General features: G+C 64.8%; 14 protein-coding genes and 1 pseudogene. 2 read left to right on the plus strand and 13 right to left on the minus strand.

What is annotated here, in order from left to right; all coding sequences use genetic code 11:
- Nucleotides 1-25 precede the first annotated feature (25 nt).
- From PST29_RS02380 to PST29_RS02405, 6 genes are read right to left on the minus strand one after another with little or no spacing between them, the layout of a single operon-like run.
- A complete protein-coding gene (locus PST29_RS02380; protein WP_060842275.1) occupies nucleotides 26-1,699 on the minus strand; it encodes an ApeI family dehydratase in 1,674 nt (557 codons plus the stop codon).
- Nucleotides 1,696-2,241 carry a hypothetical protein gene (locus PST29_RS02385; protein WP_060837186.1) on the minus strand — a complete coding sequence of 182 codons (546 nt, stop codon included), beginning with the start codon at nucleotides 2,239-2,241 and terminating at the stop codon, nucleotides 1,696-1,698. Before PST29_RS02385 ends, PST29_RS02380 begins: the two co-directional genes overlap by 4 nt.
- On the minus strand, nucleotides 2,238-2,492 hold the full coding sequence (locus PST29_RS02390) for an acyl carrier protein (RefSeq protein WP_060837187.1): 255 nt from the start codon (nucleotides 2,490-2,492) through the stop codon (nucleotides 2,238-2,240). Before PST29_RS02390 ends, PST29_RS02385 begins: the two co-directional genes overlap by 4 nt.
- Nucleotides 2,493-2,501: 9 nt before the next feature.
- Entirely contained in the window at nucleotides 2,502-2,774 is a 273-nt protein-coding gene (locus PST29_RS02395; protein WP_011058851.1) for a phosphopantetheine-binding protein, read from the minus strand.
- Complete coding sequence (locus PST29_RS02400) at nucleotides 2,743-3,564, minus strand: lysophospholipid acyltransferase family protein (RefSeq protein ID WP_060842276.1); 822 nt, start codon at nucleotides 3,562-3,564, stop codon at nucleotides 2,743-2,745. Before PST29_RS02400 ends, PST29_RS02395 begins: the two co-directional genes overlap by 32 nt.
- Nucleotides 3,540-4,259: a beta-ketoacyl synthase chain length factor gene (locus tag PST29_RS02405; RefSeq protein ID WP_060842277.1), complete on the minus strand. Its 720-nt coding sequence runs from the start codon at nucleotides 4,257-4,259 to the stop codon at nucleotides 3,540-3,542. The genes PST29_RS02400 and PST29_RS02405 overlap by 25 nt, the downstream gene beginning before the upstream one ends.
- Nucleotides 4,260-4,604: 345 nt before the next feature.
- Between PST29_RS02405 and PST29_RS02410 the strand changes: the two genes are divergently transcribed.
- Entirely contained in the window at nucleotides 4,605-5,375 is a 771-nt protein-coding gene (locus PST29_RS02410; protein ID WP_060842278.1) for a ParA family protein, read from the plus strand.
- Between the two features lie 51 nt (nucleotides 5,376-5,426).
- Here PST29_RS02410 and trxC read toward each other — a convergent pair whose 3' ends face one another.
- The 4 genes from trxC to PST29_RS02430 form a co-directional block, all read right to left on the minus strand.
- A complete protein-coding gene (trxC, locus tag PST29_RS02415) occupies nucleotides 5,427-5,861 on the minus strand; it encodes a thioredoxin TrxC (protein ID WP_060842279.1) in 435 nt (144 codons plus the stop codon).
- Between the two features lie 91 nt (nucleotides 5,862-5,952).
- Entirely contained in the window at nucleotides 5,953-6,903 is a 951-nt protein-coding gene (locus PST29_RS02420) for a hypothetical protein (RefSeq protein ID WP_060842280.1), read from the minus strand.
- 26 nt (nucleotides 6,904-6,929) lie between these two features.
- Nucleotides 6,930-7,874: a hypothetical protein gene (locus PST29_RS02425; protein WP_060842281.1), complete on the minus strand. Its 945-nt coding sequence runs from the start codon at nucleotides 7,872-7,874 to the stop codon at nucleotides 6,930-6,932.
- A gap of 86 nt (nucleotides 7,875-7,960) precedes the next feature.
- Nucleotides 7,961-8,401: an IgaA/UmoB family intracellular growth attenuator gene (locus PST29_RS02430; RefSeq protein WP_060842282.1), complete on the minus strand. Its 441-nt coding sequence runs from the start codon at nucleotides 8,399-8,401 to the stop codon at nucleotides 7,961-7,963.
- Nucleotides 8,402-8,505: 104 nt separating this feature from the next.
- Between PST29_RS02430 and PST29_RS02435 the strand changes: the two are divergent.
- Nucleotides 8,506-8,823: pseudogene (locus PST29_RS02435) on the plus strand (helix-turn-helix domain-containing protein); the annotation flags it as partial.
- A 1-nt stretch (nucleotide 8,824) separates the two neighbouring features.
- Here the strand turns inward: PST29_RS02435 and selO are convergent.
- From selO to PST29_RS02450, 3 genes are all read right to left on the minus strand, one after another.
- A complete protein-coding gene (gene selO, locus PST29_RS02440) occupies nucleotides 8,825-10,288 on the minus strand; it encodes a protein adenylyltransferase SelO (RefSeq protein WP_060842283.1) in 1,464 nt (487 codons plus the stop codon).
- A gap of 49 nt (nucleotides 10,289-10,337) precedes the next feature.
- Entirely contained in the window at nucleotides 10,338-13,691 is a 3,354-nt protein-coding gene (gene mscK / locus PST29_RS02445) for a mechanosensitive channel MscK (RefSeq protein WP_060837196.1), read from the minus strand.
- 65 nt (nucleotides 13,692-13,756) lie between these two features.
- A complete protein-coding gene (locus tag PST29_RS02450; RefSeq protein ID WP_060842284.1) occupies nucleotides 13,757-15,499 on the minus strand; it encodes a potassium/proton antiporter in 1,743 nt (580 codons plus the stop codon).
- Nucleotides 15,500-15,622: the final 123 nt, after the last annotated feature.

Below are 15,622 nucleotides of genomic sequence, written 5' to 3' on the forward strand. Positions count from 1 at the left end.
GGTGCCGGGTTCCATTTCCTGCAACTTATCCACAGCTGGCCTCCAGAACGATCCGCCCACTGGAGCAAGGAGCGCCGTCATTGAGGTAGGCGAAATACAGTTTCTGGCGCTGGGCATCGAAGCGCAGGTTGAGCTGGATACGATCACCGGGGCGCACCAGTTGCTGGAACTTCAGCACTTCCATGCCGGCGAAGCGGCCCGGCAGGTCGAGCAGTTGCTGGCCCAGGGCCAGGGCCCAGTCCACTTGCACGACCCCCGGCAGCACCGGGGTGGCGGGGAAGTGCCCGCTGAAGTAGGCCAGGTCCGGCGGAACCGCCAGTTGCAGTTGCCATTCATCGGCGTGCTGCAGCTGTTCCAGCACCTCCGGCGCTTTGGGGCGCGGCGCCAGCAGCAGGGCCTGGACCTCGGCCTGGGGCAGCTTGCCCTGGTTGTTCAGCGGCAGTTGCCGCACCAGGCGCCAGCGTCGCGGCAGGGCCAGGGCCTCACAGTGCCGGGACAGGTGCTGGCGCAGGGTCTGGGTCAGGTGACGCCGACCCTGATTGCGCAGGGCATGCAGGCCGGATTCGCTGAGCACCAGCAGGGCGCCGAGGTAGGCGCGGTTGTCTTCGACCACCCCCAGGCGCGCTTCCGCCACCCAGTCGTGGCTTTCCAGGGCCTGTTCCAGCATGGGCAGGGAGAGGCGCTTTTCTTCCAGTTTGACGATGCGGTCCAGGCGGCCCAGCAGTTCGAAGCGGCCGTCGGCGGCAATGCGCGCGGCGTCGGCGGTGTGTTCGACATGCCCGGGCGGCAGATAGGGCGAGGCGATCAGCAGTGCGCCGTCAGGGTCCTGGCTCAGGCGGACGTCGGCGAAGGGTTGCCACAGGTCCGCCCCCTGGCGCCAGGCGATACCGCCGGTTTCCGAGCTGCCGAGGATTTCCGTCGGCCACTGCTGCAGCCGTTGCTGCAGGCTGTCGGCGGCTTCGGCCGGCAGGGCGCCACCGGAAGAGAACACCCGGCGCACCGGGCTCAGGGCCGGCCAGTCGAGGTTGTCGCCCATGCGTTTGAGCAGCGCGGGGCTGGCCACCCAGGCGAAGGCCGGGCATTCGCGGCTGGCCCGTTGCAGGTCTTCGGGGAAGGGCAACTGGCGGCGCACGAAGGGGCGCCCGGCGCACAGTGGCCAGAGCACGCGGAACAGCAAACCGTAGATGTGCTGGGTGGCGACGCTGCCGATGATCCAGGCCGGTCCCAGGTCGGCGCCCCACAGGTGCTCCAGGGCCTGGACCTCGTTGGCCAGCTGGCGCAGGCTTTTGTCGATGCGCTTGGGCTCGCCGCTGGAACCGGAGGTGCACAGGCTCAACCGGCAGGCGTCCAGGTCCAGCTCGGCCGGCTCCAGGGGCTGGGCCTGCAACTGCTGCAGCGGCGTGTCCTGATCGGTCAGCCACAGGTCGACGTCCGCCGCCCAGCGTTGGCGGGTCTGGGGCTGCAGGTCGGCGGGCAGCAGCACGCTGACCCCGGCACGCCAGGCGCCGAGCAGGGCCACGGCCAGGTCCACGGCGTCTTCCAGGTGCAGCGCCAGGCGGCTCACGCCGCGCTGCTGCAGGGCGGCGGCCAGGCTCAGGGCCTGTTGCTGCAGACCCTGCAGGTCGATCCCGGGCTGGGCACTGACCACGCGCGGTACTTGGGTCTTGAGCAACAGCCGCTCAAGGGCAATCCAGTTCATCTACGGCCTCGTACCCGTTGTCGTAAAAGCCATTCAATGGCAAACAGCAGACCCATCAGCCCATAGGCGATCAGGCCGTTGTACAACGTCCACCAGCTCAGCGGCGCCCACAGGGTCAGGGCCGCGGCGAGCACGCCGTTACAGAGAAAAAACACGCTCCAGGCGATGGTCACCTGGCGGGTATAGCGGATGGCTTTTTCCGGCAGGTCCGGCTCGCCAAGGCGCGCCAGGCGTTCCGCCACCGGCGGGCCATATTTCAGGCTCAGGCCGAACAGACCGAGCATGAAGCTGCTGATCAGCACTGGGTACCAGCGCAGCAGCGCCGGGTTGTCGAACCAGGCCAGGAGCAGGCAGAACGCGATTGCCACAATGGCCATCCACAGGCTGCCGGGGCGGCGTTCGCCGGTCAGCGCCCGGGCCAGCCACAGGCCGCCCAGCAGCAGACCGAACTGCCAGGGCGCGAAGTGCTCCATGCCGAAGTACACCGCGAAGGGGTAAAGCAGGCCGGCCAGCAACAAGCCCAGGCCGATCAGCCGGCTCATGCGGCCGGCTGGACCAGACGGTAGACCGCCTCGACCACGTCGTTGACGGTGCGCACCGACTTGAATTCCTCGGCGGCGATTTTCTTGCCGGTCTGACGCTTGATGTGGTCGATCAGGTCGACGGCGTCGATGCTGTCGATTTCCAGGTCCTGGTACAGGTTGGAGTCCAGGCTGATGCTGTCGGGGGCCAGTTCGAAGAGTTCGACCAGGGCATCGCGCAGGGTGTTGAAGATGTCGTCACGGGTTTGCATGGTCGGTTCTCAAGCTGCCTGTTTTGCAGTGACGAACGCCGCAAGGCTCGCCACGTTACTGAAGTGGTTGCGGGTGTCCTTGGCGTCGGCATCGATCTTGATGCCGTACTTTTTCTGGATCGCCAGGCCCAGTTCCAGGGCGTCCACCGAGTCCAGGCCGAGGCCTTCGCCGAACAGCGTCTGATCGTTGCCGATGTCCTGGGCACTGATGTCTTCGAGGCCCAGGGCGTCGATGATCAGCAGTTTGATTTCAAGCATCAGGTCCGGGTGTGTATCGCTCATCTCTGGCGAGCTCCTTAATGAAGTAGTGGTGCAAGTGCTTATTGAGCTTGCGCGAAGCCTGGGGCGCCGGGCCTTGGGCTGCAAAGGTCTGTGGGTCTATATCGGCACCGACGTGAAAACTGAAGTGCACACGGCGTTGTGGAATGCGGTACCAGGGCTCGGCCTTGGTCAGGGTGGTGGGGCTGACCCGGATCACCACCGGCGTGATGATTTTCGCACCGCGCAGGGCAATGGCCGCAGCCCCCCGATGAAAGGCGGGGGCGCTGCCGGGCTGGGTGCGGGTGCCTTCGGGAAAGACGATCAGGGTCTGGCCTTCCTGCAGTGCCCCGGAGGCCGCATCGAGCATGTCCAGGCTGCCGTCGTTGCTGATGTACTGGGTGGCGCGCACCGGGCCGCGGGTGAAGGGGTTGCTCCACAGGCTCTGCTTCACCACGCAGTTGGCGTCGCGCACCAGGCCGATGAGGAACACCACGTCGATCAGCGACGGGTGGTTGGCGATGATCATCTGCCCCGGTCGCCCGAGCCGTTCGGCGCCCTGCACCTCATAGGTGAGCACGCCGCTCTTGGCCATGAAGCGGATGAACAGCCAGAACAGCCGGCTCACGGTGTTGCGCGCCCGCTGGCGGTGGCTGTGGGCATCGCCGGGCAGGCAGGCAAGCAGCGGGAAAATCACCAGGCGCAGGCACAAACCACCTATTCCGAACAGTGCAAAGCTCAGAGCGGTGGCCATCAGGCGCCAGTGGTAGGCATTGCGGCCCTTGGCGCTCAGTGCTTGTGTTGCCAGGTCCATACACGATTCATCCAGGCATGTTGGCAAGTGTTCTGTGCACCGAGCAGCAGGCGCAGCAGGTTCAGGGCGTGGGGCCACGGGGCCTTGGGGGTTTGACCGTCGTCGCAGCCCAGCGACAGCTGCCAGTCGTCGCCCGGCGTCAGCAGCAGGCCCAGGGCGTAGGGGAACGGCACGTCGTCGATCCAGCTGGCATAGGCTTCGGGCGGCTGCTCCTCGGTGATCACCAGCAACACGTGGGGCGCGCCGTCGGCCAGCAGGCTGGCGGCTTCCAGCAGGCCGTGTTCCAGGCCATCGCCGGCGGCGGCCAGAGCGGTCATTTCGCTGGTTTCGCCGCGCATGATCGACCACAGGCCGATCACCGCGTTGTGCACCGACAGGCTGAACTGGGTGGGCGACAGCGGCTGCTCGGCGGCCAGGTCGCTGAGGATGTCGAAGGTGCGCGGGGTTTCGCCATGCCGGGAAATGAACACCAGCGGCAACTGCTCCAGGCCCTCGGCCAGGGGCCAGCCGACGCTGAAGGCCATGCGCGCCAGGCGGCTGAGGCGCCGGCGCTGCATGGCGGGCAGAAAGGACACATCGGGAGCGGCATCGCTGCTTTCCGGCAGGGTCGGCTGGTGGCTCCAGGCCTGCCAGGCGTCCACGCTTTCGAGCCCAGGGGCCCACGCACGCCATTGAGCGATGTTGAACTTGATCACTTGATTTCATCCCGCCCCTGCGGGCTTCCTTGACGCGGTGTATCGCTTCGATTGGCGATTGACCTGGGTGACGCGAAGGCGTCAGTGGCGCGCATTATCCCGGTGCGACTGGCTTGTAGCAAATGCTGCTTGGGTTGTTGGTCGCAAAAACGCCGAATCTGATCTTAGAGAAGGTGTCTATTTGCCACTATCGGGGACCGCTCTGAGCGCAAGCCGCCGTGGCCAAGCCTTGGTCCGGCCCGACCCAGCGTTGCCAGGACTGCGCAAAGTCTTGCGCTGTCGAGGTAGCTAAGGGCCGACGTGGCCTACTACACTCGGTGATCTTTGATACAGGGAGGTCTAGACATGCGGCGTGTGGTGTTCAATCAGAAAGGTGGCGTCGGCAAATCCAGCATTGCCTGCAATCTGGCGGCGGTCAGCGCCAGCGAGGGCTATCGCACCTTGCTGGTGGACCTGGATGCCCAGGCCAACTCGACTCAGTACCTCACCGGCCTGACCGGCGAGGACATTCCCATGGGCATTGCCGATTTCTTCAAGCAGACCCTGTCGTCCGGGCCGTTCGCCAAGAAGAACCAGGTGGATATCTACGAAACGCCTTTCGACAACCTGCACGTGGTGACCGCCACCGCCGAGCTGGCGGACCTGCAGCCCAAGCTTGAGGCCAAGCACAAGATCAACAAGCTGCGCAAACTGCTGGACGAGTTGGCCGAGGATTACGACCGGATCTACCTGGACACCCCGCCGGCCCTGAATTTTTATGCGGTATCGGCGCTGATCGCCGCTGATCGCGTGCTGATCCCCTTCGACTGCGACAGTTTTTCCCGTCAGGCGCTGTACGGCCTGCTGGCGGAGATCGAAGAGTTGAAGGAAGACCACAACGAGGGCCTGGAGGTCGAGGGCATCGTGGTCAATCAGTTCCAGGCCCGGGCCAGTCTGCCGCAGCAGATGCTCGATGAGTTGATCAGCGAAGGTCTGCCGGTGCTGCCGGTTTACCTGGGCAGTTCGGTGCGCATGCGTGAATCGCACCAGGCCAGCATGCCGCTGATCCATCTCGACCCACGGCACAAGCTGACCCAGCAGTTCGTCGACCTGCACAACCTGCTGGAAAACGCCTGACCCTCAAGTCCTTGTGAGCGCAGGCTGTGTCCTGCGGCTCATGACGTCGCGTTAGATCCCCTGGCTGCGCAACCAGCCCAAGAGTTGTGGCAATGGCAAGGCGCCGCTTTGCCGGGCCACTTCCCGGCCGTTCTTGAACAGGATCAGGCTGGGAATCGAGCGAATGCCCAATTGCCCCGAGAGCTGCGGGTTGGCTTCACTGTCCAGCTTGGCCAGCCGGCACTTGCCACTCAGTTGCGTGGCGGCCTGCGCGAAGATCGGCGCAAAGGATTTGCACGGCCCGCACCAGTCGGCCCATACGTCCACCAGCAGCGGCAGGTCGCCCTTGATCTGGCTGGCGTAGTCGCCCTGTTTCAAGTCAAAAGGCCTGCTCAGCAAGACCTCGGCCTTGCAGCGTCCGCATTTGGGGTGATCGCCCAGGCGTTCGCCGGGGATGCGGTTGAGGCCGTTGCAGTGCGGGCAGGGAATCAGCAGTGGCTCGGACATGATGGGCTCCGCAAATAGGTGGAGCGCCTTAGATGGCGGCGCCCGGGGTGAATATCAAGTTGGCGCTCGCCGGGCAGATGTCGCCATGGCCTCACGTGCTGGGCGGGGCCAGTTCGACGCTGAGCAGACGGTCCATGGAGCGGCCGATGTAGAAGGTAAAGGGCCGGCCAAGCTCCATGGCCATGCCCTCGCACCTGCCCATGAAGCCTATGTGCTGAAACGGAGAAATCTCCCCATCCTCGTGGTACTGCAAGCCCAGGGAACCGACACTGAAGCCGACGCGGTCGGCGCGGCGATCCACTCGCGAGCCCCAGGAGGTCTTGATCGCGGACAGTTGGATGCGGTTGTCGAACAGCATCTGGTTGAGCGTAGGGTTGGCGAACCTGATGTTGCCGAACAAGAACTGCGCCGGTTCGCGCTTGTGGTCTTTCCACTCCAGATACACGTTGTAGTCCCCTGGTCCGCTCCCGGCCTTGCTGCCCATCTGGCTGAACGGCATGCCCGGCGCCTGGAGGGTGGCCTGGTATTGGCAAAACGCCTCGTTGGGCGTGCCGGTGGCCGAGAGCTTGCCGCTGATCAATTCCTCCATCGAGTAATGAAACATCACCGCGGCGTACTTCACCGGCTCCAGCGCCAGGGAGAAGTGGCGCGGCAAGGCCATGGCTCTTTTGCGGTACTCGGGGCTGGTGTATTTCCCGGTTTCCGGGGCGATCTCCAGAACGGCCTCGAAGGTGCCGGCTGCGCGCGCCTCGACAATTTCGTTGAACAGCGCCCGCAGACGCTGGCGCTGGCTGTCGGGCACGCTGCTGTCCAGGCTGATATGCAGGGTCTTGTCGTCCTTGCGGTCCATCTCCAGGCCGATGGCGTCGGGTTCGATGCCGATCCCGGTGGCCATCTGAGTGATGGTCTCTGCAAAGTACGGCACGATCCGGGCCTGCTTGGGGTCGCCCACTTCGTCCTGGAAATGCAGGGTCAGGTAGGTCTGCTTGCAGCCGGTCAGCAGCATCAGCAGCAGGGCTGCCGTGCAGAGGCGTCGGTTCAATGGAGGTCCTTGTTGCGCAATGGCGCTTAGCGGAAATCGACGCTGGTCAAGCGATCCAGGGTCCGGCCTATTTGAAAGGTGAATGGCCGACCCAGGGTCTGCATCTTTTGATCGCACAGCGCTTGCAGCTCGTCCTTGCGGGTGTCGAAGGGCAGGGCCGAGGTCAGGGTCTGGACGCCGATGGAGCCGATGACGATGGCGAATTCGTCGAGGGGCACCGGTGCGGGCCGGGTGATCTTCGAGCTGGATGGCCAGGCCTGGACGGTTTTCTGCTGCAGGAGCCGGTTCAGGTCAGGGTCATCGAAATGCACCTTGAGTGGCACCTTGGCAATGCTGCCGCTGCGGGTCAGCAAGGAGATCAGGCCGCGCTCGCTGTTGTCCTGTTCAAGGGCTTCGTAGGCGATCAGTTTCAAGGGCATGGGCAGCGTCAGGCGCGCGGTGATCTTGCAACTGACCGGGCCTTGGATTTCGCTCGCGTTGACGATGGCCTGCATGCTGTCTTCGTAGCTGCGGTCCAGCAGCATGCCGAACTCCGGCTCGAACGCCAGGCCGGCGTCGAGGCTGTCCGGCAAGTCGCTGCTGCCCGACGGGGTGACCTTGGCTTGGGCGTTGTCCAGTTCCAGGTGCAGATTCATCGAGCTGGCCTTGCGCGCCTCGGTGACCTGCTCGAAGACGGCCCTGAGGCGGCCCCGTTGTTCCGGGCTCAGGGAGTAGTCCACCAGACGCAGCTGGATCACCTTGTCATCCTCCTTGTCGCGCTCCAGGGCAATGGCATCCGGGTCCAGGCCCTGGGCGCGGAGCGCCGTGTAGATACTCTGCTTGTACGCCTCGTGTACCAACTGGTCGGAGTATTGCGGGCCGGCCTTGGGATCGGAGCGCACCGAGTCCTGGAAGTGCAGGGTGGCGAAGTCTTCCTTGCACCCGGTCAGGGCGAACAGCAGGGGCAACAGCAGCAGGTAGCGAGGTTTCATGGCGGACTCTTGCAGGGTGTCGACGGGGGGGGGCAGGGCTCGTGGCATGGGCGAGTGGTGAAGGTGGCAGTCGGGCCGCCGGTGCGTCACAGGGCCAGGCGATGCCCGTTGAGGCCGATGACCACGGCGAACGTCTTGGCGATCACCACTTCGGCCTGGTTGCTTTCAGCCAGGAAGCTGGCCATCGGGTAGGGGAACTCCACGGGAATACCGGCGATCGACACGTGTTTTATCGATAGCGCCTGCAGTTCCAGCCCGTCGCTCGCGGTGCCGCCGCTAATCAGATAGACGCTGTCGCTGATCGGCTCGTAGGAGATGCCGCCGCTGCCCTGGATACGTTGCAGGCTGGCGGTCTGTTTGGCCAGTTCGTCCCGTTCGGCCTGGGTAATGGTGCGGTGCGGTTTACCGTGCAGGCGCAGGTCCTGCAGGTTCATGCGGTACTTGGCGCGACGGCTCAGGTAGATGACGGCCGATACCAGGGTGATCACGCCCAAAGCCAGGGTGACCAGGGTCAGGAACAGGTTCATGCGCATCCTTGCAGGTACTGGACATCAGGGGCGGGCATTATCCGCATCTGCTGCCGAGGGGTCCATGCGCAATCTTGTGTTTGGCGCTTTTCTGCACGATGGCCGAGGCGTTGGCCCTGGCACTCGATGAGCTGTTGGACATCATGGGCGAAGACGAATCGCACCCACTGGCTTCGCTGGTGGACATCATGGGTGACTGGATCGAGGCCTACGACGAAGAGCACCATCCGATGCCGGCGGTCAGCGCCGTGGAAGTTCTACGTTCGTTGATGGGTGAACATGGCCTGACTCAAAGCGACCTGCCCGGGGTGGGCGCGCAGTCGGTGGTGTCGCAAGTGCTCAGCGGCAAGCGCCAGCTCAACCTGCGGCAGGTCCGCTGGCTGGCCGAGCGCTTCAAGGTGTCGATGGAGACCTTCGTCTGACTCAGGACGAGCAGCTGATTTCCAGGTGCTTGCCCCACTCTGGCGGACGTTCGGCATACCCTTGCATGCCCTCTTGTTCCTCAAATGGCCGGCTCAGCACCTGGTGCAGGCGCCGCACTTGCGAGTAATCCCCTGATTCGGCGGCGTCGATGGCCTTCTGCGCCAGATAGTTGCGCAGGATGTACAGCGGATTGACCGCGTGCATGCGCTGCCGGCGCAGGTCCTGGCCCTGGATCGGATCCCGGGCGACCCGTTCCCGGTACTGCTCGGCCCAGGCATCGAAGCCGTCGCGGTCGACGAAATCGTCCCGCAGCCGGGCCAGCGCCTGCTCCGGCGCCTGGTCCCCCAGGCGGCGGAAGAACAGGCTGTAGTCGACGCCGCTGTTCTGCATCAGTTGCAGCAGGCGTTCCACCAGTTTCTGGTCGTCGTCCTCGGCCTGGGTGAAGCCCAGGCGCCGACGCATCAGGTCCAGGTAGTGAGCCTGATACAGCGGCAGGAACAGACCGAGACTTTCCCGCAATGCCTCGACGCTGATGAACGGCGTCAGGGCCTGGGCCAGGGCGCTGAGGTTCCACTGGCCGACGGGCACCTGGTTGCTGAAGGAGTAGCGGCCCTGGTCATCGGAGTGGTTGCAGATGAAGTGGGCGTCGAAATCATCGAGGAAGGCGAACGGGCCGAAGTCGAAGGTGATGCCCAGGATCGACATGTTGTCGGTGTTCATCACCCCGTGGCAGAAGCCGTAGGCCTGCCATTTGGCGATCAGCTCGGCGTTGCGTTCGACGATCTCGCGGAACATCGCCAGGTAGGGTTCCGGCTGCTCCAGGCACTCGGGGAAATGCAGGGCCAGCACATGCTCTCCCAACTGCTTCTGCTGTTCGGGTTTCTTGGTGTAGTAGAAGTACTCGAAATGGCCGAAGCGGACATGGCTCGGCGCCAGGCGCAAGACCATCGCCCCGCGCTCCTGCTTCTCGCGCCACACCGGGGTGTCCGAGCCGATCACGCACAGCGCGCGGCTGCTGGGAATGCCCAGGGCATGCAGGGCCTCGGAGGCGAGGAACTCGCGGATCGACGAGCGCAACACGGCACGACCATCGCCCATGCGGGAGTAGGGCGTTTGCCCGGCGCCCTTCAGGTGCAAGTCCCAGTGTTCTCCCGCCTGGTTGTAGACCTCGCCCAGCAACAGGCCGCGACCGTCCCCCAGTTGCGGGTTGTAGGAGCCGAACTGATGCCCGGAATAGACCATGGCCCGGGGCTCGGCCTCGGCCCACAGCTTGTGTCCGCCGAACAGCTCGGCGAACACCGGGCTTTCGGCCACGGCCGGGTCCAGGTCCAGCAGCGCCATGGCCGCCGGGCTGGCTGCCACCAGCCTGGGGTTGTCGAGAGGTTCGGGCAGTACGTGGGTCGAGAAGGCGTCGCCCAGGCGAGCGAAGCGGTTGTCGAAGGTCAGTTCGTCGAGGGCTTTCAACGGCCATCTCCCAGCAGAATGTCCGAGCATTCTGCTAGGGATAGAGGCCTTAGTCGAGTTTGCTTGGCGGCGGTTCCTGCAGCGGCTTGCCTTCGGCCACCGGGACGATGGTCTTGGCCTCCGGCTCGATGGGCACCATCTTGTATTCCTGGCCGTGGAGGTTCTTCAGGTAGACCTCCATCTGCCGGAACGAGATGTTGATGTGCTGCTTCTTGAACTCGCGGTTGATGAAGCGGTTGACCTCGTCCACCACCGGGTTGCGGTCCCCCAGTTCGCGAACGTGCATGCGCAGTTCGTGGTCCAGGGTGCTTTCGCCGAAGTTGAGGAAGTACACATGGGGCTCCGGCTCCTTGAGCACCCGCGGGTTGTCCCGGGCGGCCTTGAGCAGCAGCTCTTTCACCAGGTCCAGGTCCGAGCCGTAGTCGACGCCGAGCTTGAGGGTCACCCGGGTCACGGTGTCGGTCAGCGACCAGTTGATCAGTTGCCCGGTGATGAAGGTCTGGTTGGGGACGATGATGTCCTTGCGGTCGAAGTCGGTGATGGTGGTGGCGCGGATGCGGATCTTGCTCACCGTGCCCGACAGGTTGCCGATGGTGATGGTGTCGCCGATGCGCACCGGCCGCTCGAACAGGATGATGATGCCGGAGATGAAGTTGGCGAAGATCGCCTGCATGCCGAAACCCAGGCCTACCGACAAGGCCGCCACCAGCCACTGCAGCTTGTCCCAACTGACGCCGAGGGTGGCCAGGGTCGAGACGAAGCCGACCCCGGCAATGGCGTAGGACAGCAGGGTGGTGGTGGCGTAGGCGCTGCCCTGGGCCAGGTTCAGCTTGGACAGCACCAGCACTTCCAGGAGCCCTGGCAGGTTGCGCGCCAGGGCGAAGGTGATGCCGACAATGATCAGTGCACCGATCACATCGCCGATGCTGATGGGCACCATGCTCATGTTGGCGCCGGTGCCGCTGGTGTATTCGTAGAGGGTGATGTTGTCCAGGTAGGAGAACACCGTGATCAGGTCCGACCAGACCCAGTACAGCGCGGCGATGAAGCCGCCCAGCAGGGCCAGGCGGATCAGGCGCAGGGACTGTTCGTTGACCTTCTCGATGTCCATGGTCGGCTCTTCGACCACCGCGTCGCCGCTTTCCCCGGCTTCCTTGGCCGCCTGGCGCTTGCTCAGGGCCCGCTGGTAGGCCAGGCGCCGCGCCGCAACCCCGAGTCCGCGAACGAAGGTGGCCTCGATCACCAGCCAGAACATCAGCAGGTACAGGGTGTTGATCAAGCGGTCGCTGAGCTTGAGCGCGGTGTAGTAGTAGCCGAAGCACACGGCGATGAACAAGGCGATCGGCAGCAGGGTGAACAGCAGGCCCACCGCCTTGCGGAACAGCGAGGCATTCTCGTGGGCCGGGCTGCTCAGCAGCAGGCGACTCAGCAGCCAGGCCATCAGCCCGTAGCAGGTCAGCACCACGGCGATGCCCAGCACGTCATCGGCCAGGGCCGCGGGTTGGTGCTCGGCCACGGCCACCACGGCCACCAGCGCCAGGACCACCAGCCCCAGGCGGCGGACCCAGCCCTGGAGGAATTCCACCTGGGGTTTTTCCCAGCGGAAATGCAGTTCCGCCACGCCGCCAGGGGCGAGGATCCGATAGGCGGTGTAGAACACCAGCCAGGCCTGGGCGATCTGCAGCAGCGCCGCGCCGAGGTTGGCGTTCTGTCCCCGGGCGTCGATCTGCAGGGCATAGCCGCACAGCGCCAGGCCCAGGGTCACCGGCATCGCCAGGAGAATGTTGACCAGGATCGCCAGCGGCGTGTGCCACTGGCTGTCGCGTTTGAAGTGGCCGATGTCCTTGTGCACCTTGCTCAGGCGCGCGTAGAGGTTCTTGCGCCGCCACAGCAGGGCGCCGATCAGCAGCGCCAGGGGCAGGAACAGCAACGGCCGCTGCGCCAGGCCGTCGGTCAGTTCACTGAGGCTGGAGGCCCAGGGCAGGGTGGTGACCTGTTTCTGTAGGCGCTGGGGCACTTCCTGCAGCCACTCGGCGTCCAGGGGCTTGTTGCTGGGGATCCAGAACATCTGCTCGTCGAGGGTCGCCCGCAGGCTCTGGGAGGTGCTCAGCAACTGCTTCTGGTTCAGCTGCAGGGTGATGGACTCGTTGAGCAGGGCGCTGAGTTCGCGGTTCAGGCGCTCCAGCAGATCGGCGCGGGTCATCGCCAGGTCGATCAGGGTCCGGCGCAGTTGCGGCGTGACCTGCTCCGGCGGCTGGCTCTTGAGCAGGTTGTCGACGTAGGTGCTGGGGCTGCCCAGCAGTTCCCGCTGCTGGTTGACCTCGAATTGATAGAGGCGGATATCGGCGATTTCGTCCGCCAGGTCGCGGTCCAGCTTCAGGCGTGGCAAGGCCTGTTTCTGTTTGTAGAGAATCTTCGACAGCAGCAGGCTGCCCTTGAGCACGTTGATCTGCTCGTCCAGGGCCGCATCGCTCTGGGTCACGCTGTCCAGCTGCTGTTTGGTCTGCAGGTTCTGCTGGGTCAGTTCGTTGAGGCGGTCGGTGCTCTTGAGCAGGTAGTCGGAGAGCTTGAGGTTGGTGGCGCTTTCGGTGGCCAGCAGGCTGCTGCTTCCGGCCTTCTGCGCCTCGATGGACTGCTGGGTCACGGTTTCCTGGGACTGGGCCAGGCGCTTCTGGTTGATCAGGGTCTGCAGGTCCTGGATTTCCTGCTCCAGGCGCGCGGTCTTTTCCATCAGCAGGTCATGCTGGCTGCTGCCCAGATCCTGCAACTGGCTGTTGCCCGCCAATTCCTGGCGGCGCAGGGGAATCAGGGCGTTGATCGCCGCCAGTTCGGCATTCAGCAGGTTGCGTTGATCGGCGCCGAGCAGCTTGCCGCCGTCCTTGCCGGACTTGAGTGCGGCGTTGATCTGCAGGATGCGGGTCTGGCTGCTGCTGATTTCCGCCTGGGCCCGCTCGGGCCGGGTCTGGGCGGTGATGGTCAGGGTGTTGGCGTCGGCCAGGGCCTTTTGCAGCTCCCCTTGCAGGGTGGTGCGTTCGCTCAGCAGTTGCTCCAGTTGCGACACCGCCAGCGAGCCGTAGCGCTGGGCCACCGGCACCACTTTGCTGGCCTTCAGGCGTGCCAGTTCCCGCTGGTTTTCCGTGGTCTGGCGCGGGGCGTTGCTCAACTGCTGGCGCAGGTCGCTGAGGCGTCGCTCGTAGTCCTGCTTGTTGTTCAGCTGATTCAGGGTGTTTTGCAGCAGGGTCTGCAGGGCCTTCTGATCGGCTTCCGGCAATTTGCGTTCGGCGATCTTGTCCAGGCTTTGCTGGACCGACTCGGCACTGGGCGGATCGCCGCCCTGTGCGGCGCCGACAGAGAGACTCAGGCCCAGCAGGGCAACAGCGAAGAATTTACGCAGGTTAGGCATAGAAGTCGGTCAAGCAAATAGGAATGGGGGGACGCGTCGCGACCAGGTCCGACGCGCTCCGCAGTTTAGAGGAAGAGGCCGGGGCCGGGGCGACTTCCTTCGGGGAATCTGACGCCCACCTTGCCGATCTTGTTCCCGTCCATCACCGCCACGGTCCAGATGGTGTTGTTCCACTCCACCTGGTCGCCGACCACCGGTGCACCGCCGACCTTCTGGGCGATGAACGCCCCCAGCGGCATGTCCGCGTCCTGGCCGTCGAGCTTGAGCCCGTAGAGCGCCGACACCGCGCCCAGCTGGGCGTCGCCTTCGAGGACGAAGTCGCCGAAGAAGCGCAGGTCCAGCCCGCGCTCCGGCGCCTGGCTGAAGAGTTTGCCCAGGGCCGGAAGGTTGTGTTCATGGCCGATCACGCACAGCAAGTCATCGGCCTCAAGCACGGTACTACCCGACGGATGGAGCAGTTGCTGGCCGCGAAACAGCGCGGCGATCCGCGTGCCTTCGGGCATCTTCAGCTCACGCAGGGCGGCGCCGATGCACCACTTTTCCGCTCCCAGGCGGTAGACGAACATCTCCCACTCGCTGGTGACATGGACTTCCAGGGCCGATCGGGAGATCGGCGCCGGGTCCGGCGGCACCGTGACCTTCAGCCACTTGGCCACCCACGGCAGGCTGGTGCCCTGCACCAGCAGCGAGATCAGCACGATGAAGAACGCCAGGTTGAAGTACAGCTGGGCGTTGGGCAGCCCGGCCATCAACGGGAACACCGCGAGAATGATCGGCACCGCGCCCCGCAGGCCGACCCAGGAGATAAAGGCCTTTTCCCGGCCGTGGAAGGCCTTGAACGGCGCCAGGCCCACCAGCACCGACAGCGGCCGGGCGAACAGGATCATCCACAGCGCCAGGCCCAGGGCCGGCAGGGCGATGGGCAGCAGGTCGTGGGGGGTGACCAGCAGCCCCAGCACCAGGAACATGCCGATCTGTGCCAGCCAGGCCATGCCGTCGAGCATGTGCAGGATGCCGTGGCGGCTGCGCACCGGGCGGTTGCCGATCATCAGGCCGCACAGGTACACCGCCAGAAAGCCGCTGCCGTGCAGGGCGTTGGTCAGGGCAAAGACCACCAGGCCGCCGGCGATCACCAGGATCGGGTACAGGCCGTTGGCCAGGTGGATGCGGTTGACCAGTTGCAGCATCAGCCAGCCGCCGCCCAGGCCGATCACCGCGCCGATGCCGAATTCGCGGACCAGGTCCCCCAGCAGGCCCCAGTGCAGGCCGGTGTGGCCGCTGGCGAGCATGTCGATCAGGGTCACGGTGAGAAACACCGCCATCGGATCGTTACTGCCGGACTCAATCTCCAGGCTGGCGGTGACCCGTTCGTTGAGGCCCTTGCCCCCCAGCAGCGAGAACACCGCCGCGGCGTCGGTGGAGCCGACGATGGCACCGATCAGCAGGCCCTGGATCAGGTTGAGGTCGAACAGCCAGGCCGCGGCCATGCCGGTCAGCCCGGTGGTGATCAGCACCCCCACCGTGGCCAGGGACAGCGCCGGCCACAGGGCCACGCGGAAACTCGCCACCCGGGTGCGCAGGCCGCCGTCCAGCAGGATCACGGCCAGGGCCAGGTTGCCCACCAGGTAGGCGGTCGGGTAGTTGTTGAAGATGATGCCGCCGCCGTCGACCCCGGCGGTCATGCCCACGGCGAGGATGATCACCAGAATCGGGATGCCGAGCCGGGAGGACAGTGAACTCACCAGAATGCTCGCACCTACCAGCAACGCGCCGATCAAGAACAGGCTGTTGATGGTCGTCGCATTCAAAGGCAGTACTCCAGGGTGAAAAAGGCGGGCGCAAACTGACCATGCAGTCTGCGTGCCAGCGATTCTAACCTGTTGAAATGTGCCGCTGTCAAAAAGCTTTCAATGGCACCGGCCGATCCGGCG

Origin of the sequence: Pseudomonas sp. St29 (assembly GCF_001547915.1) — a bacterium.
GTDB lineage: Bacteria > Pseudomonadota > Gammaproteobacteria > Pseudomonadales > Pseudomonadaceae > Aquipseudomonas.